This window comes from Methylobacterium frigidaeris, from assembly GCF_022179185.1.
GTDB classification, from domain to species: domain Bacteria; phylum Pseudomonadota; class Alphaproteobacteria; order Rhizobiales; family Beijerinckiaceae; genus Methylobacterium; species Methylobacterium frigidaeris.
Genome location: NZ_BPQJ01000010.1, coordinates 146,169 through 169,078, shown reverse-complemented (window position 1 = coordinate 169,078; position 22,910 = coordinate 146,169). Strand labels below are relative to the sequence as shown.

Annotated in this window: 18 protein-coding genes; 6 read left to right on the top strand and 12 right to left on the bottom strand. The window is 72.0% G+C overall.

From position 1 onward, the window contains the following. The first annotated feature begins 30 nt into the window (after positions 1-30). Positions 31-3,951, top strand: coding sequence for a non-ribosomal peptide synthetase (locus tag MFF64_RS13155; RefSeq protein WP_238191117.1), 3,921 nt, complete (start codon positions 31-33; stop codon positions 3,949-3,951). A 24-nt stretch (positions 3,952-3,975) separates the two neighbouring features. On the opposite strand, the gene nadC is transcribed toward MFF64_RS13155, so the two are convergent. From nadC to MFF64_RS13110, 9 genes are all read right to left on the bottom strand, one after another. Continuing rightward, complete coding sequence (gene nadC / locus MFF64_RS13150; RefSeq protein ID WP_099905473.1) at positions 3,976-4,839, bottom strand: carboxylating nicotinate-nucleotide diphosphorylase; 864 nt, start codon at positions 4,837-4,839, stop codon at positions 3,976-3,978. Further along, complete coding sequence (locus MFF64_RS13145) at positions 4,836-6,353, bottom strand: L-aspartate oxidase (protein ID WP_099905475.1); 1,518 nt, start codon at positions 6,351-6,353, stop codon at positions 4,836-4,838. The genes nadC and MFF64_RS13145 overlap by 4 nt, the downstream gene beginning before the upstream one ends. Before the next feature lie 8 nt (positions 6,354-6,361). Next, positions 6,362-7,363, bottom strand: coding sequence for a quinolinate synthase NadA (gene nadA, locus MFF64_RS13140; RefSeq protein WP_099905477.1), 1,002 nt, complete (start codon positions 7,361-7,363; stop codon positions 6,362-6,364). A 133-nt stretch (positions 7,364-7,496) separates the two neighbouring features. Then, on the bottom strand, positions 7,497-8,459 hold the full coding sequence (locus MFF64_RS13135) for an NUDIX hydrolase (protein WP_099905479.1): 963 nt from the start codon (positions 8,457-8,459) through the stop codon (positions 7,497-7,499). Between the two features lie 203 nt (positions 8,460-8,662). Beyond that, positions 8,663-9,331 (bottom strand): RES family NAD+ phosphorylase, encoded by a 669-nt coding sequence (locus tag MFF64_RS13130; protein ID WP_238191115.1) that lies wholly within the window; start codon positions 9,329-9,331, stop codon positions 8,663-8,665. Continuing rightward, complete coding sequence (locus MFF64_RS13125) at positions 9,328-9,855, bottom strand: MbcA/ParS/Xre antitoxin family protein (RefSeq protein WP_207767986.1); 528 nt, start codon at positions 9,853-9,855, stop codon at positions 9,328-9,330. The genes MFF64_RS13130 and MFF64_RS13125 overlap by 4 nt, the downstream gene beginning before the upstream one ends. A 68-nt stretch (positions 9,856-9,923) precedes the next feature. Beyond that, the gene (locus tag MFF64_RS13120; protein ID WP_238191150.1) at positions 9,924-11,267 is read right to left on the bottom strand and encodes an ATP-binding protein; all 1,344 of its coding nucleotides are present in this window, start codon (positions 11,265-11,267) and stop codon (positions 9,924-9,926) included. Between the two features lie 126 nt (positions 11,268-11,393). After that, a complete protein-coding gene (locus MFF64_RS13115) occupies positions 11,394-12,125 on the bottom strand; it encodes a response regulator (protein WP_099902942.1) in 732 nt (243 codons plus the stop codon). After that, positions 12,122-12,748, bottom strand: coding sequence for a MarR family winged helix-turn-helix transcriptional regulator (locus tag MFF64_RS13110; RefSeq protein ID WP_238191113.1), 627 nt, complete (start codon positions 12,746-12,748; stop codon positions 12,122-12,124). Before MFF64_RS13110 ends, MFF64_RS13115 begins: the two co-directional genes overlap by 4 nt. Positions 12,749-12,941: 193 nt before the next feature. On the opposite strand from MFF64_RS13110, the gene MFF64_RS13105 reads away from it, so the two are divergent. The 3 genes from MFF64_RS13105 (at position 12,942) to MFF64_RS13095 (ending at position 14,783) form a co-directional block, all read left to right on the top strand. Continuing rightward, complete coding sequence (locus tag MFF64_RS13105; protein ID WP_238191111.1) at positions 12,942-13,829, top strand: branched-chain amino acid aminotransferase; 888 nt, start codon at positions 12,942-12,944, stop codon at positions 13,827-13,829. A 222-nt stretch (positions 13,830-14,051) separates the two neighbouring features. Continuing rightward, complete coding sequence (locus MFF64_RS13100) at positions 14,052-14,312, top strand: DUF3072 domain-containing protein (protein ID WP_099903492.1); 261 nt, start codon at positions 14,052-14,054, stop codon at positions 14,310-14,312. 276 nt (positions 14,313-14,588) lie between these two features. Continuing rightward, on the top strand, positions 14,589-14,783 hold the full coding sequence (locus MFF64_RS13095) for a Flp family type IVb pilin (protein ID WP_099903490.1): 195 nt from the start codon (positions 14,589-14,591) through the stop codon (positions 14,781-14,783). A 136-nt stretch (positions 14,784-14,919) separates the two neighbouring features. Here MFF64_RS13095 and MFF64_RS13090 read toward each other — a convergent pair whose 3' ends face one another. Then, positions 14,920-15,810: a LysR substrate-binding domain-containing protein gene (locus tag MFF64_RS13090; protein WP_099903488.1), complete on the bottom strand. Its 891-nt coding sequence runs from the start codon at positions 15,808-15,810 to the stop codon at positions 14,920-14,922. A 146-nt stretch (positions 15,811-15,956) separates the two neighbouring features. On the opposite strand from MFF64_RS13090, the gene MFF64_RS13085 reads away from it, so the two are divergent. Further along, entirely contained in the window at positions 15,957-16,289 is a 333-nt protein-coding gene (locus tag MFF64_RS13085; RefSeq protein ID WP_099903486.1) for a DUF1127 domain-containing protein, read from the top strand. 610 nt (positions 16,290-16,899) lie between these two features. Further along, on the top strand, positions 16,900-19,182 hold the full coding sequence (locus MFF64_RS13080) for a Hint domain-containing protein (protein WP_238191109.1): 2,283 nt from the start codon (positions 16,900-16,902) through the stop codon (positions 19,180-19,182). 302 nt (positions 19,183-19,484) lie between these two features. Here the strand turns inward: MFF64_RS13080 and MFF64_RS13075 are convergent, their stop codons facing one another. Both MFF64_RS13075 and MFF64_RS13070 read right to left on the bottom strand, forming a co-directional pair. Continuing rightward, positions 19,485-20,912 carry an MATE family efflux transporter gene (locus tag MFF64_RS13075; protein ID WP_099907773.1) on the bottom strand — a complete coding sequence of 476 codons (1,428 nt, stop codon included), beginning with the start codon at positions 20,910-20,912 and terminating at the stop codon, positions 19,485-19,487. Further along, complete coding sequence (locus tag MFF64_RS13070) at positions 20,905-22,764, bottom strand: monovalent cation:proton antiporter-2 (CPA2) family protein (protein WP_099907771.1); 1,860 nt, start codon at positions 22,762-22,764, stop codon at positions 20,905-20,907. Before MFF64_RS13070 ends, MFF64_RS13075 begins: the two co-directional genes overlap by 8 nt. Positions 22,765-22,910: the final 146 nt, after the last annotated feature.

Sequence of the window (22,910 nt, the reverse complement as noted above, 5' to 3'; positions counted from 1 at the left end):
GCAGGGCGCTCCAGCGAGCGAACCCAGACGATGATTGCGCGCGAGACCGTCAAGGACATCTATCCCCTGACGCCGTTCCAGGAAGGCCTGGTGTTCCACGACGCGTTGGAGCGGGAGGCCGGCGGGGAGGGCCCGCGCGCCTACATCCAGCAGCTGGCCTTCACGGTGTGGGGGCCCCTCGACCTCGCGGCCTTCGCGGAGGCCTGGCAGCACCTCGTCGACCGGCACGACATCCTGCGCACGGTGTTCCGGCCGACCGGCGCCGAGCGGCCGCTGCAGATCGTCCTCAAGCAGCGCCGCCTCGCGCCCGACGTGATCGACGCCCGCGCGGACGGGCCGGCGGCGGCCCGCCGCGCTGCCGCGCGCTACGCCGAGGCGCAGAGCCGGCGCCCATTCGATATCCGCCGCGACATGCTGCTCCGGCTCGGCCTGATCCGGGTCGCCGAGGGCGAGACGCGGGTCGTGCTCGGGTTCCACCACCTGCTGATGGACGGCTGGTGCATCGGCCTGCTGCAGGACGATCTCGGCCGGGCCTACCGGGCCCTCGCCGCGGGGGACGCGCCGCGCCTGCCGCCGCCGGTCCCGTTCGGCCGCTTCGTCAAGGCCGCGGACGGGCGGCGCACGCCCGAGGCGCTGGCCTATTGGCGCCGCTACCTGGAGGGCTACGACACGCCCCTCGACCTGCCCGGCCGCCGTGCCGGCGAGGGCGAGGGCGGGCGGGATCCCCGCACCCTGGAGATCGGCCTCGGCCCCGACCTCACGGGACGCCTCGCCGCCCGGGCGAGCGCCCTCGGGATCACCGCGAGCACGATGCTCCAGACCCTCTGGGGCGTGCTGCTCGCCAAGGTCGAGGGCCGGCGCGACGCCGTGTTCGGCGCCGTCGCCTCGACGCGGATGCCGGACCTGCCGGGGAGCGAGGCGATCCTCGGGCCGTGCATCGGCATGCTGCCGGTGCGGGTCCGCTTCTCCGGAGAGGAGAGCCTCGCCGACCTGCTGCGCTCAGCCCAGCGCGAGAGCGTCGAGCGGCTCGCCCGGGTGCATTGCCCGCTCGCCGAGATCCAGGGAGTCAGTACGCCCCGCTCCGGGCTGATCGGCCACTCCTTCGTCTACGAGAACTATCCCCTCGACGAGGGCTTCAAGGGCGAGGCCCAGGTTCTGGCGCCGGGCGTCACGATCCACGACGTGCAGCCGTTCCAGACCAACAGCTACGATTTCGGCGTGATGGCCCTACCGGGCGCCGAGACGCGGATGGTCTTCGGCTTCAACGCGGTCCGGGTCGATCCCGAGGCGGTGGCGCGGCTCGGCCGCTGGTTCCTCACCCTCGCCGCCCAGGCCGCCGACGCGCCCGACACCGCCCTCGACGCCCTCACGCTGCTCGACGCCGAGGAGGCGGCGCGGGTCCTCGCCTGGGGGCGCGGCGCCCCCGCGGCGCCGGCCGAGCCGGTCGCCGCCACCTGGCCCGCCCTGGCCCGGTCCCGCGCCGATGCCCCCGCCCTGCGGGTGGCCGAGCGGATCGTCGACTACGCGGCGCTCGCCGACCGGGCCGTCCGGCTGGCGGGCTGGCTCCACCGCGCGGCCGGCATCGGCCCGAGCGAGCCGGTGATGCTGCTGGCCGAGGCCGACGACCGGATGGTCGTCGCGATGATGGCCTGCCTCCTCCTCGGCTGTCCCTTCGTGCCAGTCGAGCCCGACCATCCCGTCGCCCGCATCGCCCACATCCTGCGTGACAGCGGCGCCCGCGTCGTGCTGACGAACCGCGATCCGGGCAACCTCCCCGACCTCGCCGTCCCGGTCGTTCCCCTGGCGCAGGCGGAGCGCGACGCCGACCCGGCCCCCGGGACGCTGCCCGGCGCCGGCACCGATCCGACCGCCTACATCATCTACACCTCCGGAACGACCGGCCTGCCCAAGGGGGTGCGGGTCGGGCAGCGGGCGCTCGCCAACTACGCGCGCTGGTTCAACACCCTGCCGGAGGCCGGCGAGGGCCTACGGACGATGCTGGTCACCTCGCCGGCTTTCGACCTCGGCTATACCGGCCTGTTCGGCGCCCTCCTCGGCGGGGGCTGCGTCTCGCTCCTCGGCGAGGACGAGCGGCGCGACCCCGGCCTCGTCCTCGATCGCCTGGCGGCGCACGGGATCACGGTCCTCAAGGCGACGCCGTCCTATCTCGGCCTGCTCCTCGCGGGGCCGGAGGGCGAGGCGCGGCTCGGCGCAGTTCCGCTGCGGCTCCTGCTGCTCGGCGGCGAGCCGCAGAATTTCGGCCTGCTCCAGCGGGTGCGGGCCCTGTGCCCGCATTTACGGCTCTTCAACCATTACGGCCCGACCGAGACCACCATCGGCTGCGCCGCCGGCCCGCTCGACGACCTGGCGCAGGTTGGCGCGGGACCGCAGCGGATCGGCCGGCCGATCGCCGGCGCCCGGGTCTTCGTGACGGATCCCACCTTGCGGCCGGTGCCCGCCGGGCTCGTCGGCGAATTGCTGGTCGGCGGCGAGGGGGTGGCGCAGGGCTACGTGAACGCCGCGCCGACGGACGCCGCCCGCTTCACGGTGCTTCCGGGCGCGGGGGGCTTGGATGGTAACTTGCGGGTCTACCGCACCGGCGACCGGGTCCGCTGGCTCGCGGACGGCAGCCTCGAATTCCTCGGCCGCACCGACGACCAGGTCAAGGTGCGCGGCCACCGGGTGTCGCTGAAGGAGGTCGAGGCCGCCCTGCGCACCCTCGACGGGGTGAGCGACGCCGCCATCCTCGCCGAGACCCGGGGCGGCGGAACGGAGCTCGTCGCCTACCTCGTCCCGGCCGAGGGCGCCGCCCCGACCCACGTCACCTTGGCCCCCGCCGCCTTGCGCGCCGCGCTGGCCCGGCTCCTCCCGCCCGCGATGCTGCCGGCCCGGTTCTTCCCCGTCTCGCGCTTTCCGCTCACGCCCAACGGCAAGCTCGACCGCGCGGCGCTCCAGCGCCATCACCGGCCCGCGATCGCCGCGCCGATCGGTGACGAGCCCGCCACCGAGACCGAGCGGCGCCTGCGCGAGATCTGGAAGGAGGTGCTGTTCCTCGAGGGGATCGGCCTCGACGATGACTTCTTCGCCCTCGGCGGCCACAGCCTGAAGGCGATCCTGATCGCCGCCAAGGTGCAGGCCGCCACCGGCCGGCCGCTCGCCCTGCGCAGCCTGTTCGACCATCCGACGATCCGGGGGCTGGCGGCCCATCTGTCGGCGGGAGGCCCATCGTCGGACGGCCTGATCCCCTTGCGGCGCGGGGCGGCAGGGGCTCCCGTCGCGGGCTTCCTGCCCCCGGCCCTCGGCACCGCGACGGTCTATCGCGAGCTGCTCCAGCCGCTTCGTACCGACATCGCGTGCCTCGGCCTCCAGGCGCCAGGCTTCGACCGCGACGCGCCCTTCGCCGGGAGCCTGACGCAGTACGGCCGGATCTTCGCCGCGATGCTGCGGCCGCAACTCGATGCGCGGCCGGTGACGCTCGTCGGCTGGTCGTTCGGGGCCGTGCTCGCCCTGGCGACCGGGTTGCAGCTCGAATCCGAGGGGCGCGCCGTCGCGCTGATCCTCCTCGACGGCGCGCCGCCGCGGCCGGACCGGGGCCCCGACGAGGCCGACGCCCCGGCGGCCGGCTTCGCCGCCCTGCGCACCCGGCCCTATTGGGGGCGCGTGCTCGCCGTCATGGACGCGCTCCCGGAGGCCGACCTCGCCCGCATCGAGCGGCTGGCGCAGCACCACCACGGCCTCGCCCGCCGGGATGACCTCCAGGGCGTCCTGAACGGGCCGATCACCTGCATCGAGGCGACCGGGGCCGATCCACGGGCCGGGATGGCCGGCTTTCGCCGGTTCACCCGCGGCCGCTTCGTGCTCCACGAGGTCGGCGGCGACCACTATTCGATGTTCCACCCGCCGCACCTGGCGCAGGTTCAGGCCCTGCTCGGCGGGTGCCTGGGGGCTTGACACCGATGGCCGCCGACCGTGGCGTCACGCCACGTCGAGGCCCAGATCGACGATCGGGGCGCTGTGGGTGATCCAGCCGGTCGAGATCAGGTCGACGCCCGAGGCCGCGACGGCGCCGACCGTCTCGCGGGTGATGCGGCCCGAGGCCTCGCTCACCGCCCGCCCGTCGATCATTGCCACCGCCCGGCGCAGGGTCTCCGGAGTCATGTTGTCGAGGAGCACCGCGTCGGCGCCGACCGCCAGGGCCTCCTCGAGCTGCGCCAGGGTGTCGACCTCGACCTCGACCTTCACGAGGTGACCGATCCCGGCCCGGGCGCGCCGCACCGCCGGGGCGACGCCGCCCGCCACCGCCACGTGGTTGTCCTTGATCAGCACCGCGTCGTCGAGGCCGAAGCGGTGGTTCGCCCCGCCGCCGGCGCGGACCGCGTGCTTCTCCAGGGCCCGCAGGCCCGGCGTCGTCTTGCGGGTGCAGACGATGCGGGCCTTTCCGTGCGGCCGTGCGGCCCCGACCAGCGAGGCGGTCGCGGTGGCGACGCCCGACAAGCGGCAGAGCAGGTTGAGCGCGACGCGCTCGGCCGAGAGGATCGCCCGGGCCGGGCCATCGAGGGCGATCACCGCCTCGCCGGGGGCGATCGCGCTGCCGTCCGGACGCAGGACCCGCACCGTCACCGCCGGATCGAGGAGTTCGAAGGCGAGCGCTGCGGCCTGCATGCCCGCCACCGTACCGGCCTGGCGGGAGACGATGGCGCCCGAGAAGCGGGCCTCGGCCGGGACGATGCTGTCGGTGGTGAGGTCGCCGGCGCGGCCGAGATCTTCGAGGAGAGCGGCCCGCACGACCGGCTCGACCAGCAGGCGGGGCAGGGGCGGGAGGATCGGCAAGTCGGTCATCGGGTTGCCTCGAGGGAGGATGGCAGGGAAGCGCCGGCGGTCTCCGCGACGGCGAAGGCCTGGGCCAGGGTGATCTCGGTCGCCCGAGGCGGGCGCTGCTCGGGATGGTCGGCCCGCCAATGGGCACCGCGGCTCTCGCACCGTCCGAGGGCGGCGGCGGCCACGAGGAGGCCCGCGACGGCCTCCGCCGAGACGGCCCGCGCGAGCGCGGCGAGGCGCAAGACCGCATCGGCGAGCCCGGCGGCGTGGCGCACCAGCCCGACCTCCGCCTCCATCAGGGCGCGGATCTCCGGCAGCGCCTCCGGGGCGGAGGTCGCGTCCGGGGCGTGGCCCGGGCCGGCGGCGCGCGCCTGCATGCTCCGGATGTCCGCCGCGATCCAGTCCGCGAAGGCCATCGCCTCGAGAAGCGAGTTGCTGGCGAGGCGGTTCGCCCCGTGCAGACCGGTCGCGGCGACCTCGCCGCAGGCCCAGAGGCCGGGCAGCGAGCTGCGCCCGCAGCCGTCCACCCGGATCCCGCCCATGTGGTAATGGGCGGCCGGCCGCACCGGGATCGGCGCTGCCGCCGGATCGAGCCCGGCGGCGCGGCAGAAAGCGGTCACGGTCGGGAAGCGGCGCGCCACGTCGAGGCGGCGCGCATCGAGGAAGACCGCCTCGCCCCGATTCGTGCGGAGCGCGATGGCCCGGGCGACCACGTCGCGGGGCGCGAGTTCCGCCCCGGCGATGCCCGCCATCACCCGGCCGCCGGCCGCGTCGATCAGGATCGCGCCCTCACCGCGCAGGGCCTCGGTGGCGAGCGGCAGGGGGCCGTCCGTCGGAATCGCGATCGCGGTCGGGTGGAACTGCACGAACTCGACGTCGCGCATCACCGCCCCCGCCCGCGCCGCCAGGACGAGGCCGGAGCCGACCGCGCCGGCCGGGTTCGTCGTCGAGCGGTAGAGCCCGCCGAGGCCGCCGGTCGCCAGCACCACCGCCCGTGCCGGCAGGGCGACGCTGCCCCGGTCGGTCCGGGCGACGAGGCCGGTCACCCGGCCCTCGCCGTCCTGCACCAGGGCCGTCGCCCGCCCGACCACGACCGTCACCGACGGGCAGGACGAAGCCGCCCGGGTGAGGGTCCGCAACACGGCCGCGCCGGTGGCGTCGCCCCCCGCCTTCACGATCCGGCGCCGGCCATGGGCCGCCTCCAGGCCCAGCGCCAGGGCGCCGTCGGGCTTGCGGTCGAAGGCGAGGCCGAGCCCGCAGAGCCAATCCACCAGGCCGGGGCCGGCCTCGGCGACGCGCCGTGCCACCTCGGGATCGCTCAGGCCCGCGCCGGCGCTAAGCGTGTCGGCGGCGTGCAGGGCCGGGTCGTCGTCCGTCCCGATCGCCGCCGCGATGCCGCCCTGCGCCCAGGCGGTCGCGGTCTCCTCGCCGATGGGGGCGGCGCTGAGCAGCGTGACGGGGAGCGGCGCGAGGCGCAGGGCCGTGGCGAGGCCGGCGACGCCGGCCCCGACCACGATGACAGGATTCGGGCTCATGTCCGGTCTCATGGCCGCACCGCCAGCATGCGCTCGACCGCGCGCCGGGCCGGGGCGATCAGGTCGTCCGGCACCGTGACCTCGTGGGTCAGGGTCTCCAGGCTGCGCCGGATCTTCGCGAGGCTGATCCGCTTCATGTGCGGGCAGAGGTTGCACGGCTTGACGAAGGCCACGTCCGGATTGCGCAAGGCCAGGTTGTCGGCCATCGCGCATTCGGTGATCATCACCACCTGCGCCGGCCGGCGCGTCTCGACGTAATCCTGCATCGCCGCTGTCGAGCCGGAGAAATCGGCCTCCGCCACCACGGCGGGCGGGCATTCGGGATGGGCCAGCACCGTCACGCCCGGATAGGCCTGCCGGGCCTCGCGGATGTCCTCTGCCGTGAAGCGCTCGTGCACCTCGCAATGGCCGGCCCAGGTCAGGATCTCGATCCCCGGCAGCTCGGCCTGGACGTTCTGGGCCAGGTACTCGTCCGGGATCATCAGCACCCGCTTCGCGCCGAGGGATTCGACCACGGCCTTGGCGTTGCCCGAGGTGCAGCAGAGGTCCGATTCCGCCTTCACGGCGGCGGAGGTGTTGACGTAGGTGACCACCGGCACGCCGGGGTGGCGGCGGCGCAGATCTCGCACGTCGGCGGCGGTGATCGAGTCGGCCAGCGAGCAGCCGGCCGCCGGATCGGGGATCAGCACGGTCTTGCCCGGGTTCAGGATCTTGGCGGTCTCCGCCATGAAGTGCACGCCCGCGAGCACGATCACGTCGGCATCGGTGCGGGCCGCCTCTCGGGCCAGCGCCAAGCTGTCGCCGACGATGTCCGCCACGGTGTGGAAGATCTCCGGCGCTTGGTAGTTATGCGCCAGCACCACGGCGTTGCGTTCGCGCTTCAGCGCCTGGATCGCCGCCACGTCCGCGGCGAGGGCCGGCCACTCGATCGCCGGCACGTGGTGGCGCACCCGCGCGTAGAGCTCCGCCTGGGACAGGACCTGACTCCGGTCGAGGGATGCCGCGTCCATTCTCGCCTCCCGATATATGCTCAAAATGAGCATTTACCCGGCTAGGCTAATCTCCGGATTCCAGCCTGTCCAGATATGTTGGATCTGAGCATAAGTGCGGCAGGGCGCCGCAGATCGATCGTAAGCCGGCGCGTCAGCCCGCCCGGCTCGACGGCAGCCGCAAGCCCGGGGCGGGGCGCTCCAGCAGCACCTCGCGGCGGAAGCGCATCAGCCGGGCGGGCCGTCCGCCGGTCTCGGCGGTGACGGCGTCGGTCTCCTCGACGAGGCCCTGCTGGGCGACGAGGCGGCGGAAGTTCTGCTTGTGCAGGAGGATGCCGGACAGGGCCTCGACCACGCGCTGGAGCTGGCCCAGGGTGAAGACCGGCGGCATCAGCTCGAAGACGACGGGCCGGTACTTGATCTTGCCGCGCAGGCGCCCGAGGGCGGTGGCGAGCATGCGGCGATGGTCGACGGCCATGGCCTGGCCGGCGAGAGAGTCGGGCGCGCCCGCCTCCGGCACCAGGCCGGCCTCGAACAGGAGTTCGTAGCGCTCCAGCACTCGCTCCTCGTTCCAGCCGCTCCCGGCCGCCCCGAAGGTCAGGCCGATCCGGTCGCCGCGGCGTCGCCGCTCCTCGGGGTTCGGGGCGGCCTCGGCCCAGGCCTCGAGCCGGGCGGTGAGTGCGTCGAGGGAGGGCGGCCGGCCCGCCCGCCGATCCTCGTAGGGGAAGTAGCGGTACCAGCTCTGCCAGGCCGAATCGGCCGCGGGCCGCGCCTCCCGCACCAGGGCCAGGTAGGCGACCGAGAGGGCGTGCTGGCCGCCATTCCCCTTGCCTCCTGCTCCCTCGCCCCCCGGCCGGCGGTTGCGGTCGCCGAAGGTGTAGAGCTGCTCGACATAGCCGAGGCTCTGGCCGGTCTGGCGCTCGACCCAGGCGCGCAGGCCCCGCTCCAGGGTCGGGTGCGCCGGCTCCAGCGGACCGGCCGGCAGGCCCTCGCCCCGGCCTTCGGGCTGGCCCGCCACCGGCACGGTGAGCACCCGCGGCTCGTCCAGGGTCGCCGCCAGGATCGCCGCGGCGAGGCCGACCAGGGGTGCTGCCGCACGCGGTTCCGCCTCTCTCATCGCCCGTTCCTCCCGATCCGGCGGGGGCTTAGCATGCCCGGCGGTGGCGGCCAGGGTTTTGTCAGGGCTTCGCGCCAGCGAGCGCTCGCCTCTTCCGTGAAGCGCAACCTCGTGAGGGGATGGCCGGTGTTCCTCCGGCACCCTGCATCGCGTTGGGTGACCTGGAAGGACGAGGCACCGACGGGCCATCGACCATCGGCGCCTCAGGGCGCGATGCGGCGCGCCTCGATCCGCGAGGCCGCGGCCTGCACGGTCACCGCGTAGTGATCCCCCTGGGTGACATCCAGGATGCTGCGGGTCCGGTAGGCAACGGCGTTCACGCCGCCGACATGCCGCAGGCTGTCATACAGGATGCCGTGCCCGCCGGCCGCCCGCACGGCCTCGCCGAAACGTTGCGACGCGGCATGATCCTGCGGGTCGAGGATCCCCGGCGGATCGGGCGGGACCGCCCCGCGCAGGTCGCGGTAGCGTCCCTCGAGCCGGGCGGTATAGGCGCGGTAGGTCCGCGTCACTGCGGGCAGTCCCGTCGCGACCGCCTCGCGGCGCAGATGGTGCCCGACCTCGGCCACCGCCGTGCGCAAGGACGCGGCGGCGTACCAGGCGCCGAGATCGCCGCCGTTGAAGCGCATGCCGCCGGGCGCCACGTGCAGGAACGACGCCATGACGATGCTGGCATTGGGCCTTCCGTAGACCCAGTCCGCTTCGGGCAGCCGGGCCAGCCGCTCCGCCACCAGGCGGTCGTTGGTCCAGCCGGCGAGATCCATCACCGCCGCGAGGTCGGCGGCGGTCGCGACGGTGTCGAACAGGCCGATCGGCGGAAAGCGCGAGGGGATCAGCCGGTAGGTCGGGTGCGGCGCCGGGGCGTCGGTCACGCGAGGACGATGTCGGCGTCGGTGGCGGCCTGAGCGTCGCGGTCGACCGCGTTTGGCGCCAGGAAGAGGCCGCCGCGGGCGGCATCCAGGAACCGGCGCACGGCCATGAGCCCATCCTGCGTCCCGCCCGTCACCAGGGCGAGCGGCGGCTGCCCGCCGAACAAGGGCGCCTGATGCGGCCGCCGCAGCCAGGCGATCCCATCCTGCTCGTCGGCGTGCAAGACGCCCAAGGCCTGGTGGATGCCGAGCACGGCCGAGATCCGCGTCAGGACATCGACGCCGAGCGTGACGTCCTGGTGCTCCCGCGCGGCCTTGAGCCAGCCGTAATAGGTCGAGCGCGACGGCAGGCCGAGGACCAGCAGGCGCTCCCCCTCATCGAGCCGCCACAGGTCGGCGATGGCCGTGAAGGTCCGCAGGGCCGGCCCGCTCAGGCGGCGCCGGTTCGCGGCCGAGAAACGGTTCGCGTCGAGACGTGCCGGTCCTGCATCGAGCGCCGGCATTGGCCGGACAAGGGCGGTGACCATGGCCTCACTCCAGTCTGGATCAAGATATAGTCCAGATCTGGACGATCGCAAGCCGGCCCGTCCGTTCCTTACGCCGGCACCCGCACCGTCGCCCTGAGACCCCCCAGCGGAGAATCGTGCAGTGCCACGTCGCCGCCATGCGCCCGGGCGATGTCGAGGGCGATGGCGAGGCCGAGCCCTGAGCCGCCGGCATCCTGGCGGGCGTCGTCGAGGCGCACGAAGGGCTTGAACACCTCCTCGCGCTGCTCGGGCGGGATGCCCGGGCCGTCGTCGTCGATCGAGACGGCGAGCCAGCGCGCCTCCTGGCGGGCGGTGATCGCGATGGTGTCGCCGTAGCGGGCGGCGTTGGCGGCGAGGTTGAACAGGCAGCGCCGGAACGCGTCGGGCCTGACCGTCACGGTCGGCTGGCCCTCCAGCGTCACCTCCGAGACGTGGCCGCCCAGGCGCTCCACGTCGGTGCGCACGTCCTCGAGCAGCGCGCGCAGGTCGATGGCCGCGGCCGGCTCGCCGGAATCGCCCTTGGCGAAGGCGAGATAGGCCTCGAGCATCCGGCTCATCTCGTCCACGTCGCGCTGCAGGTCGTCGATCTCGGGGGTCTGCGGCAGGAGCACCAGGGAGAGCCGGAAGCGGGTGATGATGGTGCGCAGGTCGTGGCTCACCCCGTTGAGCATCGTGGTGCGCTGCTCCATCGCCCGCTCGATGCGCCGCTTCATCTCGATGAAGGCGTGGCCGGCCTTGCGGACCTCGCGGGCGCCGCGGGGGCGGAAATCCAGCTCGCGGCCCTTGCCGAAGCTCTCGGCGACGTCGGCCAGCCGCAGGATCGGCCGGATCTGGTTGCGCAGGAACAGGATCGCGACACCGAGCAGCACCATCGAGGAGCCGCCCATCCAGAGCAGGAAGATGTGCGAGTTCGAGGCGTAGGCCTGGCTGCGCCTCGCGATCACCCGCATCACCCCGCCGGGGATCTCGACCCGGATCTCGATCAGGCTGGAGCGTCCGACGGTGTCGATCCAGAACGGCCGGGCGATCTGGCGGCGGATCTCGTCGGACAGGGCCTCGTCGAGGAGCGAGAAGAACGGCCGCGGACCCGGCGCCGGCAGGCTGGCGCCCTCCAAGATGTCGATGTCGAGGTTCAGGCGCTCGCTGGCGATCCGCTCCAGGGTCTCGGAGCCCTTGTCCTGCGGATAGCTCTCGTAGATGTCGATCAGCGCCGCGACGTCGGCGGTCACCGCGGCCGAGAGGCGCCGCGTCACCAGCTGCCAGTGCCGCTCCATGAAGGTGTAGGCGATCACCGATTGCAGCAGCACCATCGGGGCGATGATGATGATGAGCGAGCGGGCGTAGAGCCCCTTCGGCAGCCGGTCGCCGATCAGGCGGCCGAGACGGCGCCAGGCCCGCCGGGGCGTCGGCAGCGTCCCGGCGAGGGTCGGGGCCGGCCTGAGCAGGTTTCGCAAAAGTGGCCTCCGGTTTTGCGATCAAAACCTGCGACACGGCAAGAATGCCGGCAGACCGGCGTTGGCGCGCCAACGCCGGTCGCCTCAGTCCAGGACCAGCCGGTAACCGACGCCGCGCACGGTCTGCACGTAGCGCGGGTTGGCCGGGTCGTCCTCGATGCGCCGGCGCAGGCGGTTCATCTGCACGTCGACGGTGCGCTCGTTGGCGGCTCCGTTGGTGCCGGTCAGCGCCTCGCGCTCGACATTGCCGCCGCGCGCGAGCGCCAGGATGGTCAGGATCTCGCGCTCGCGCTCGGAGAGGCGGATCGCCTCGTCGTCGCGGGTGAGTTCGCCGCGCTCAATCCGGAACTGGAACGGCCCGAAGCGCACCGCGTCGAGGGGGGCGGCCGCGCCGTCGGCGGGCCCGCGGGCGCTGCGGCGCAGGATGTTGTTGAGGCGCAGGATCAGCTCCCGCGGCTCGAAGGGCTTCGGGAGGTAGTCGTCGGCGCCGATCTCGAGCCCGGTGACCCGGTCGTTCGGGTTCGAGCGGGCGGTGAGCATCAGGATCGGGACCTGCGAGGTCAGGCGGATCTGGCGGGCATAGTCGAAGCCGGTCTCGCCCGGCATCATCACGTCGAGCACCACCGCGTCGAAGACGAGGCTGCGCCCGCGTGCCCGGGCCTCGGCGGCGCTCGCGGCGGCCGTGACGCGGTAGCCGTTCTCGCCGAGGAAGCGCGCCAGCAGGTCGCGCAGGCGGCGGTCGTCGTCGACCACCAGGATGTGGGGGGCGTGGTCGGGGAGTTCGGCGCGGGGGCTGAGGGCGGGGCCGGCGCTCACGAGCGGCTCCCGGTCCCGGCCGTCGGATCGCCACCGGCGATGAGCCGGCTCACCGCCGCGCGCTCCTCCGGCTCGATCATGGCGAGCAGGAACCGGCTCGCCGGCTCCCGGAGCGCCGGGCCGGCCTCGGCCAGCGCCCGGCGGACCCGCCGGCCCTGGACCCCTGCGAGGCGCTGGGCGAGCTGCCGCCCCTCGGGCGTGCAGGTGAGGAGGCGGTGGCGGCGGTCGCTCGTGCCCGTCCGCTGCGCGATGTAGCCCTGCTCGATCAATTCCTTCAGCACCCGGTTGAGGCTCTGCTTGGTGATCCGCAGGATATCCAGGAGTTCGGCGATGGTGAGGCCGGGATGGCGGTCGACGAAGTGCAGCACCCGGTGATGGGCGCGGCCGAAGCCGTACTCGGCCAGGATCCGGTCCGGATCGGCGACGAAGTCGCGATAGGCGAAGAACAGGAGCTCGATCAGGTCGTAGGCCGGCGCTTCGCCCGCACCGGAGGGCTGGTCTTCGGAGAGGTCTTGTCCGGAGGTATCTTGCGCGGGCCTGTCCGGGGAGTAGCCTACCTCCGGCAGGTCCTCGTTGGCGGCGTCCGGGATGGGGGCCGGACGGGTCCGGGCGGCCTGGGTCACGGGTCGCACCTCTTCGCGAGACCGGGCCTTCGAGGGCCCTCGTCATTTATGTCAGTCTTGTTGACATATCTCAGCCCCATTGATACCCGTCAACCCCGCCGGCGAAACGAACGTACGCCCCGCGCCCCGCTCAAGCACGAACGTTGCGCGAGAACCAGCCAGGCGGAAACGAACGCATACGAGGATCATCGTCATGTCCGTCATTCCCTTCGACCAGCGTGAAGGCCACATCTGGTTCGACGGCCGCATGGTGCCGTGGGCGGACGCGAAGATTCACGTACTCAGCCACGGCCTGCACTACGGCTCCTGCGTGTTCGAGGGCGAGCGCGCCTATGGCGGCCAGATCTTCAAGTGCACCGAGCATTCGCAGCGCCTGCGCCGCTCGGCCGAGCTCCTCGACTTCGAGGTCCCGTACTCGGTGGCCGAGATCGACGCCGCCAAGCGGCTGGTGCTGAAGGAGAGCGGCCTGCAGGACGCGTATCTCCGCCCGGTCGCCTGGCGCGGCTCGGAGATGATGGGCGTCTCGGCGCAACACAACACGATCCATCTCGCCATCGCGGCGTGGGAGTGGCCGAGCTACTTCGACCCGGCGACCAAGATGAAGGGCATCCGGCTCGACCTCGCGGAGTACCGCCGGCCCGATCCCCGCACCGCGCCGTCGGCCTCGAAGGCGGCGGGCCTGTACATGATCTGCACGATCTCCAAGCACCGGGCCGAGAACAAGGGCTACGCCGACGCCCTGATGCTCGACTGGGAGGACAACGTCGCCGAGTGCACCGGCGCCAACGTGTTCTTCATCAAGGACGGGGTGATCCACACCCCGGCGGCCGACCGCTTCCTCAACGGCATCACCCGCCAGACCGTGATCGAGCTGGCGCGGCGGCGCGGCTACGAGGTGGTCGAGCGGCGCATCCGCCCCGAGGAGATGGCGGGTTTCTCCGAGTGCTTCATCACCGGCTCGGCCGCCGAGGTCACCCCGGTCTCGGAGATCGCCCAGTACCGCTTCACCCCGGCCGCGATGACCGCGACCCTGATGGACGACTACGCCGCCGAGGTGCAGCCGCGGGCCAAGGCGGCCTGAACACGGCCACCTGCATCGAGGCGGCTTGAACCTCTGATGATCGCGTGGACCGAAGGCCCCGGGCGGGAAACCGCCCGGGGCCTTCGCCGTCCTCGGTCCTGGTCGGCGGCGGGGCTTCGTGTTTTGCGGGGACAAGCCACGCCTGCGGCGGTCGGGCCGGGAACGCGAGCCGGGGCTTGCCCGTTGTCTGGCTGGAACATTCAGAGAACATGGGGAGCCCTCATGAGCGCCAAGACCAAGCAGGCCGAAACCCAGAAGGCCGAGACCGAGAACCCGAAGCAGGACCCGAAGGACACCTCGAACCGCATCAAGGATCCGAAGGACTGGACCACCGGCTCCGAGCCGATGACCGGGGCGCAGGCCTCCTACCTCAAGACCCTGGCCGAGCAGGCCAAGGACGAGGACGCCTTCGATCCCGACCTCGACAAGGCCGAGGCCTCGCAGCGCATCGACGCCCTGCGCAAGGAGACCGGCAAGGCCTGAGGCAGGCTCCGTCCCGCCGCGCGGGATCCGAGAATCGTCCGGGGACACGGTCAGGGCGCTGCTCCCTTCATCCGATCAGGGGAGCAGCGCCTCTTGCTTGCGTCGGATAGCCTCGCGCGGCGCGGAAAGACCGTCGCAGCCTCATGAGCGGATTCTGTCGCATCCGGCGAGTCAGGAGGGCTGCGCCCGCCCAGGGACGGCGATTCCGGCGTCGCATTAACTCCCGGTGAGGATGTCCGTCTTACTGTCGGGTGCGGCGGACCGGGAGAACTCGACGTGCGTGGCAGATCGCGGCTGACGGGGGCGCTCCGGCGCTTCCGGCATGAGCAATCCGGCGCAACGGCAATCGAGTACGCGCTGATCGCGACGTTGATCTTCCTCGCGCTGACGAGCGCGCTCGCCGTCTACGGTAGCGCCGCCGGTGGCTTGTACGGCAATCTCAGCAACCGGGTCGCCGCCGCCTTCAACTGAGGCCGGTCTCCGGCCCGTCATACCCTCGCGCCTTCGCCTCGACGCGTCGATGCGAAGGCGACCGGCGCATCAGCGCCGGCGCCCGTTCGGGCTTGCCTTGCACCTTCGAACGCGTCCGATCGAAGGCGCGGCGGTATCACTCCGCCGCCAGCCCGAGATTGTCCAGGCATTGCCGGATCTGCCCGGCCAGGATGTCGGCCAGCGGGTTGGGCTCGTCCGAGCGGTGGCGCATCAGGCCGATGCGGCAGGCCGGCAGGGCCGCGAAGCCCTCCTGCGGCCCGAGCACCCGCATGCCGGGGCGCAGCGCGCTCTCGGGCAGCACCGAGACGGCGAGCCCCGCCAGCACCGCGGCGCCGACCGCAGTCGAGTTCCAGCTCACGAACAGGATCCGGCTCTGGCGCCCGCCGCGCTCCAGCGCTTCGATCGCGACCCGGCGCCAGTTGCAGGCCGGCCGCCCGAGGGCGAGGGGCACCGGCTGCTCGGTATGGACGGCGTGGCGGCTCGACGTGACCCAGAGCAGGGCTTCGGTGCGGATCGTCTCGATGGTCCGCCGTCCCTTCTCCTTCGTGGAACCTTTGGCTTCCGTCACGATGGCGAGGTCGATGTCGCCGTCGGCGATCCGCTCGGCCAGCATGTCGGTGGGCTCGCAGATCACCGTGACCTCGGCCCGGGGATGAGTCCGGGCGAAGCGCCCGAGGATCTCCGGCAGGTAGCGGTCGACGTAGTCGTCCGGCAGGCCGAGGCGCACCCGCCCGGCGAGGTCGCCCTCGTCGAAGGTCGCCAGGCACTCGGTCTGCAGCCGCACGATGCGCCGGGCATAATCGAGCAGGCGCTCGCCGTCGTCGGTCAGCCGCACCCCGCGGCCGGACTTGGCGAAGATCTCGCGCCCGATCCGCTCCTCGAGCCGTTTCATCTGCATCGAGACGGCGGATTGCGTCTTGTGCACGGTTTCCGCCGCGCGGGTGAACGAGCCGCTCTCGGCGATCGCCACCAGGGTCCGAAGCTGGTCGATGTCGAGGGGATGCAACGGGCCGCTCCGTCATCAATCCGTGTGATGTGACACATCTCAATCATTCGCTCAACGCATCGGCCAAGCGGGGCTATGACGACGCAGCGGAAGAGCGATGGCCGGCGCATGACGAGGTTCGCCGACAGCTCCCGCCGGAGACCACGATGACGATCAGCTTCGCCCCCCTCTTCGGTGTCCTCTCGCTGGCGCTCGGCTCCGGCCGCAAGGCCGCGCAGATCGTGGCCCGGATCGTCATCCTGTGGACCCACCGCCGCGCCGCCTACCGCCTGGCCGAGCTCGACGACCGGGCGCTGAAAGACATCGGCCTCACCCGCAGCGACGTGCTCGGCGTTCTCGACCTGCCCTTCCGGCACGACCCGACCGTGCCCCTGGTGCATCGACGCCGCGCGCGGCGTCAGCCCCCGCCGCCGGCCGTGAGCGTGCGCCTCGCCGCCCGGGACGGGCGGGCGGTAGAGGGGAGGGGGTGCGGGGCGTGAGACGCCCGCGCCGCCTGTGACCGAGTTGCCCTGCCGTCGCAGGCGCGCGATCCCTTCTCCTGCACGGGAGAGGGGATCGGACCCGTCCGGGATTGGCCGGTCGATGCGGTGAGGGCAGTACGAGACGCCAGGAACCCGTTCGATGAGCCTGTTCGCTTCGGCCAGGCTCTTTCGAGTTCCGCCGAGATGCCTCCGCCTCGGGATCGCCCGAAAGCCGACATTCCGCTTCGCGGCGATCGCCACCCTGCACTCGCCGTCGATCGCACCCTCCGGAAGCCGATGAGGGGATCCCGAGGCCTCCAGGCCTGCAATATGCTATTGCTGAAACTGAAGTGCCTGTTGGGAGGAGAGCCATGGAATTCTAATCGAATTCTTCCGGATTCTTGAATCTCGACGTCCGAGCGCGTGCGTCAACCTTCGAGCCATATGGCCAGGCAATCCCGCGTGGTCGGAGGACTTGTATGTTGCTGAATTGTTGCTGAAACAGCGCAGCCTTCGCAATTGACGTCGCGAGCGCCGCCTTAACCGTTCCTTCATCAAGTCCGCCGCGCTAGGCCTGCCGTTACGGAATGCTGACGTCCCAACCAGCGCTTCCAAGCAGGGCATGACGATGACGACCACGCGCGTTTCAACGGCCGCCGACGGGACACAAGGCAACGGATTGAGCTTCACCAACTCGACGGGTGTATCTCAGATCTCGGCCGACGGTCGCTACGTTGTGTTTACGAGCGAGGCCAGCAATCTCGTCAGCGGCGACACGAACAACGCACAGGACGTCTTCGTCAAGGACCTGAGCACCGGCACCATCACCCGCGTCTCCGTCGCGAGCGACGGAACACCGACCAGCAACGGCGGTGACAGCGCCTCCCCCTCGATCTCAGCCGACGGCCGCTACGTCGCCTTCACCAGCCGCGCCAGCAATCTCGTCAGCGGCGACACGAACAATATCGCCGACATCTTCGTCAAGGACCTGGCCACCGGCACCATCGCCCTCGTCAACACCGCCAGCGACGGCACGCAGGCCTCCGGTAACAGCAACAATCCCTCGATCTCGGCCGACGGCCGCTACGTCGCCTTTGCCAGCAACGCCAGCAATCTCGTCAGCGGCGACACGAACAATCTACAGGACGTCTTCGTCAAGGACCTGAGCACCGGCGTCATCGCCCGCGTCAACACCGCCAGCGACGGCACGCAGGCCTCCGGCGGTAACAGCAACGGCGTCTCGATCTCGACCGACGGCCGCTACGTCGCCTTTGCCAGCACCGCTCGCAATCTCGTCAGTGGCGACACGAACAATGCCCCCGACGTCTTCGTCAAGGACCTGAGCACCGGTGTCATCGCCCGCGTCAACACCGCCAGCGACGGCACGCAGGCCTCCGGCGGTAACAGCGGCAACCCCTCGATCTCGGCCGACGGCCGCTACGTCGCCTTTGCCAGCACCGCCAGCAATCTCGTCAGCGGCGACACGAACAATGTACAGGACATCTTCGTCAAGGACCTGAGCACCGGCACCATCACCCGCGTCAACACCGCCAGCGACGGAACACCGACCAGTAGCGGTAACAGCGGCAACCCCTCGATCTCGGCCGATGGCAGCCGCGTCGCCTTCCACAGTGTATCCGGCAATCTCGTCAGCGGCGACACGAACAATGCACTGGACGTCTTCGTCAAGGACCTGACCACCGGCACCATCACCCGCGTCTCCGTCGCGAGCGACGGAACACCGACCAGCAGCGGCAGCAGCAACACCCCCTCGATCTCGGGCGACGGCTCGCGCGTCGTCTTCCAGAGCACCGCCACCAACCTCGTCGCCAACGACACGAACAGCTCTCAGGACGTCTTCGCGGCCCATGCGGTCTGCTTCGCCGCCGGCACCCGCATCCGCACGGTGCGGGGCGAGGTCGCCGTCGAGGACCTCATGGTGGGCGACCTCGCCGTCACCGCCTCGGGCGCCCACCGCCCCATTCGCTGGACCGGTCACCGCACCGTCCTTTGCCAGGGCCGCCCCGACCTCATGCCCGTGCGCATCGCCGCCCACGCCTTCGCCGACGACCGCCCCGCCCGCGACCTCCGGGTCTCCCCCGCCCATGCCCTCTGCCTCGACCTCGTGGGCGAGGTGCTCGTCCCGGCCATCCACCTCGTCAACGGCACCACCCTCGCGCAGGAGCCGCTCGAGCGCGTCACCTACTGGCACGTCGAGCTCGACAGCCACGACATCCTCCTCGCCGAGGGCCTGCCCGCCGAGAGCTACCTCGACAGGGGCAATCGCGCCTTCTTCGCCGAGGCGCAGACCGTCGACCTGGCGCTCGGGCCCGACATCCCCGCCGACCGTACCGCAGCCGCGTTCTGCCGGCCCCTCCACGAGGCCGGCCCCCTGGTCGAGTTCGCCCGCGCCCGCCTGCGCGAACGGGCCGAGGCGTCCGGCTGGACGCTCGTCGACGTCCCGATGACCGACCTGCACCTCGTGGCCGACGGGCAGATGATCCGCCCCGACATCGTCGATCTCACCGCCCGCTTCGTCCTGTCCGCAGAGGCGCGCGAGGTCCGCCTCGTCTCGAGTTCCAGCGTGCCGGCCCATGTCGAGGCGGAGTCCGGGGACTTCCGTCGGCTGGGCGTGCTGCTGGGCGCCCTCGCGATCGACGACGGGCTGACCGGCGCCCGGACCATCGCGCTCGACGACGCGCGCCTGGCGGAGGGCTTCCACGCAGTCGAGAGCAGCGACGATGCGATTTGGCGCTGGACCGACGGCGGGGCCGTGCTGCCGCCGTCCCTATGGGAGGGCTGCCGGGGAACCATCTTCCTGCGGGTGCGGCTGAACCGCACCGCCCTGCGGCGCTGGGTCCGGCCGCAAGCGTCCTCGGGCGGAGCCGGCGACGACCGTCAGATCGCCTGACCCTCGTCGCCGATACGAGTTTGCGGTCGGGCACACCCCTTCGAGCGGCCGTTCCTGCCGGGACGGGAGCAAGGCAACCGCCTCGATGCCGCCATCGCGTGACGGCGGACCGGCCGCTTCCGATCAAGGTCCGACGTGCCAGCGGTCATTGGGACCGACCGTTGTCACCATTCTCGAGTTCTCACCCGCACGGTCATACGAGTTCCGATTGATTGCTTCGCAATGCGGAAATCGGCTTTGCTCAGGTGCCGCACGGGCTGCTGAGACGAGGTCCGGAAGGAATCGTCCGGAGCTCGTCTCAGCTAATCGGTTTCAAGACGAGGCGTCTCTCCCCCGACACACCGCCCTCCCGCAACCTCGACGCTCGCCGCAGCCTCCCGCCGCTCCAAAACTCCCACCACCCGGAACGCCAGCGCGAGCCCGATCGCCCCGAACAACGCCGAACCGATCCCCATCCCGGCCATCGCCCCCTCCGGCCCGGCGAGGTGGGCGCCGAGCAGGGCTGGCGGCATCGTCCCGAGCGTCGCCCGTCCCCAGTTGAGGGCACTCGCCGTCAGCGGGAAGCCGAGGTTGTTGAACGAGGCGTTGCCGAGGAAGAGGAGCCCGTTGAAGAACCAGATCGCCCCGCCGGCGTGGCAGAAGAAGCCGAGGAGGTCGGCGCCCGCGCCGTCGAGCCCGAACAGGGCGGTGAGCGGCCCGCGGGCAACGACGAGGGCGAGCCAGACCGTCGCGACGTAGAGGCCGGTGACCAGGGCGGCGTCGCGCAAGGCCGCGCGCATCCGGTCGAATCGGCCCGCACCCCAGTTCTGGCCGAGGATCGGCCCGATCGCGCCGGAGAGGGCGAACAGGCCACCGAAGGCCACCGGCACCACCCGGTCGACCACCGCGTTGCCGGCGACCGTCTCGGTGCCGAACCCCGCCATGACGTGGGCGAGGAACGCGCTCGCCACCGGCGGCGCGAGATTCGTGAGCACGGTGGGCAGCGCGACGTGCAGGATCGGCCCGGCGTCGGTGAGCACCGCCGCGAGGCTCGGCTGCGCCACCATCCGGTGGATGCGGACCGCGCCCGAATAGCCCACCCACGCGAAGGCGAGGCGGGCAATCACCACGGTGATCGCCGCCCCCTCGATCCCGAGATTCAGGCCGAAGATCAGGAGCGGGTCGAGCACGGCCGTGACCGCGGCGCCGGCGAGCGTCACGTTCATCGCGCGCCGCGCGTCGCCGACCGCCCGCAGCACGCCGGAGAATCCCATGCCGAGCGCCATCAGCAGGCTCGAGGGCAGGGCGATCCACAGGAAGGTCCGGGCCGCCGGCACCGTCTCGGGGTTGGCGCCGATCAGCGTCAGGAAGGGCGTGAGCAGCGGCAGCAGGAGCGCCGTCACCAGCCCCGAGGCGACGAGCGACAGGACGAGGGAGGAGGCGGCGAGGCGGCGCGCCTCCCCGACGTCGCCGCGCCCGAGCGCCCGCGAGACGAGGGCGCCGACCGCGATCATCATCCCGATATTGATCGAGACCGCGAAGACCTGGACGATGGTGGCAAATCCCACCGCAGCCGTCAGGACCGGGTCGCCGAGCCGCGCGATGTAGAGCAGCGACAGCAGGTCGACGACGAAGATCGCCATCAGGCCGACCGAGCCGGTCGCCGCCATCACCACGACGTGGCGGAGGGTCGAGCCGGTGACGAAGCGGGCGGTCGGGGCGACGGGGTCGGGAGGGCGCACCTCACCCATCGGCGCCGGCCCGCTCGCGGGCGATGATGTCCTCGGTCTCGGGGTTGAGGCCGTGCGAGGCGTGGAGCGGCGCGGTCAGGGGCTCGGGCTTGATCCGTACCAGGCTGCGCAGGGGATCGGCCCGGTCGAGGGGCTCGCCGGCCTGCTGCAGCACCAGCCGGGCGAGGTCGCGCTTGCGCACGTCGTCGACCGTGCGGGCGGCCTCCTCGGGCGAGAGGCCGAGCGCCTCCAGGGTGGCGCGGCCGAAGGCGAGGGCCGATTCGAAGGTCTCGCGGATCTGGTAGTCGACGTCCCGGCCCATCGCCTCGATCGCCTGCACCCGGTCGAACACCCGCACGTAGGTGCGGGCGGCCGGGAACTCGGCATGGACGAGGTCGACGATCTTGAGCGTCGCCTCCGGGTCGTCGATGCAGATGCAGACCACCTCGGCCTTGCCGGCGCCCGAGGCGCGCAGCACGTCGAGCCGGGTGCCGTCGCCGTAATAGACCCGGAAGCCGAAGCGGGCGGCGCTGCGGATCTGCTCCACGTCCTTGTCGATCACCGTGACGCTCAGGCCCTGCGCCAGCAGCACCTGGTTGAGGATGTGGCCGAAGCGGCCGAAGCCGATCACCAGAACCCGCGCCTCGGCGCCCTCGATCGCCTCGTGCTCGGGCTCGAGCGGGGCGGTGGCGCGCCGCGACAGCACCCCGTCGAGGACCTTGGCGCCGATCGGCCCGATCAGCATGGTGATGGCGGCGAGCGCGATGGCGAGGCGCCCCGAGGGACCGTCGACGAGGCCGAGTTCCTGGCCCACCGGCAGCAGCACGAAGGCGAACTCGCCCGCCGGCGCCAGCACGGCGGCGCCGCGCAAGCCGTCGAGCCAGGACGAGCCGAACAGCCGGAACAGGCCGGCGACCAGCGCGACCTTGATCAGGATCGCCCCCACCGTGGCGACGGACAGGCCGAGCCAGTTCTGCGCCACGAGGCCGAGGTCGATCGACATGCCGACGCTCATGAAGAACAGGCCGAGCAGCATGCCGCGGAACGGCTCGATATCGGCCTCGAGCTGGTGGCGGAAGTTCGATTCGGCGAGCAGCAGGCCGGCGAGGAAGGCCCCCATCGCCATCGACAGCCCGACCTCCTCCATCAGGAGCGCGGTACCGAGGACGACGAGGAGGGCGGCCGCCGTCATGACCTCGCGGGCGCCGCTCGCCGCGAGCAGGCGGAAGAACGGGTTGAGGCCATAGCGCCCGACCAGCACCACCCCGATCACCGCCGCGACCGCGGTGCCCGCGGATTGCAGGGCCGTGCCGAGCCAGGCCTCGCCGCCCCCGCCCGTGCCGGTCTGGGCGATCAGCGGCAGGAGGGCGAGGATGCCGACGATCGACAGGTCCTGGAACAAGAGCACCGCGAAGGCGCGCTGGCCGTAAGGGGAGGCGAGGTCGCGCCGTTCTTCCAGGAGCTGGAGCGCGACCGCCGTCGCCGAGAGGGCGAGCGCGATGCCGATCACCGTCGCGGCGCCGCCCGAGAGGCCTGAGAGGAAGCCGAGGCCCCCGAGCGCCAGGGCACAGAGCCCGAGCTGGAGCGTGCCGAGTCCCAGGATGTCGCGCCGGAGCGAGATCAGGCGCGAGATCTCCAATTCCAGCCCGACGATGAACAGGAGCAGCACCACCCCGAGTTCCGAGACGCTGCGGGCGGTCTCCGGCTCCGTGATGAGCGAGAGGCCCGACGGGCCGATGACGACGCCGGCCACGAGGTAGCCGAGCACCGCGCTCTGCCCGAGGAGGCGGAAGATCGGCACGCCGATCACCGCGGCGGACAGGAAGGTCAGGACCGGCGGCAGGAAGCTGGCGTGGTCGGCGGCGGTCGCCATCGCGCGGGGATCTCCCGGGTTCGAGGTCGGCTCAGACCCTCCCTTAACCCGAACCGGGGCCCGGGGCGAAGCCGGGTCGCGTCCGCCGCAGGGGACCTGTCGCGCGGGCGACCTATTGATCGCCACGATTGCGTGGCACAAGAGGT

Bases quoted from the DNA above. Each gene is read 5' to 3' on its own strand.
- MFF64_RS13105 (WP_238191111.1), top strand. From the start codon at position 12,942: ATGTCCGTCATTCCCTTCGACCAGCGTGAAGGCCACATCTGGTTCGAC.
- MFF64_RS13145 (WP_099905475.1), bottom strand. From the start codon at position 6,353: ATGAGCCCGAATCCTGTCATCGTGGTCGGGGCCGGCGTCGCCGGCCTC.
- MFF64_RS13125 (WP_207767986.1), bottom strand. From the start codon at position 9,855: ATGGTCACCGCCCTTGTCCGGCCAATGCCGGCGCTCGATGCAGGACCG.
- MFF64_RS13080 (WP_238191109.1), top strand. From the start codon at position 16,900: ATGACGACCACGCGCGTTTCAACGGCCGCCGACGGGACACAAGGCAAC.
- MFF64_RS13070 (WP_099907771.1), bottom strand. From the start codon at position 22,764: ATGGCGACCGCCGCCGACCACGCCAGCTTCCTGCCGCCGGTCCTGACC.
- MFF64_RS13155 (WP_238191117.1), top strand. From the start codon at position 31: ATGATTGCGCGCGAGACCGTCAAGGACATCTATCCCCTGACGCCGTTC.
- nadA (WP_099905477.1), bottom strand. From the start codon at position 7,363: ATGGACGCGGCATCCCTCGACCGGAGTCAGGTCCTGTCCCAGGCGGAG.
- MFF64_RS13135 (WP_099905479.1), bottom strand. From the start codon at position 8,459: ATGAGAGAGGCGGAACCGCGTGCGGCAGCACCCCTGGTCGGCCTCGCC.
- MFF64_RS13100 (WP_099903492.1), top strand. From the start codon at position 14,052: ATGAGCGCCAAGACCAAGCAGGCCGAAACCCAGAAGGCCGAGACCGAG.
- MFF64_RS13075 (WP_099907773.1), bottom strand. From the start codon at position 20,912: ATGGGTGAGGTGCGCCCTCCCGACCCCGTCGCCCCGACCGCCCGCTTC.
- MFF64_RS13085 (WP_099903486.1), top strand. From the start codon at position 15,957: ATGACGATCAGCTTCGCCCCCCTCTTCGGTGTCCTCTCGCTGGCGCTC.
- nadC (WP_099905473.1), bottom strand. From the start codon at position 4,839: ATGACCGACTTGCCGATCCTCCCGCCCCTGCCCCGCCTGCTGGTCGAG.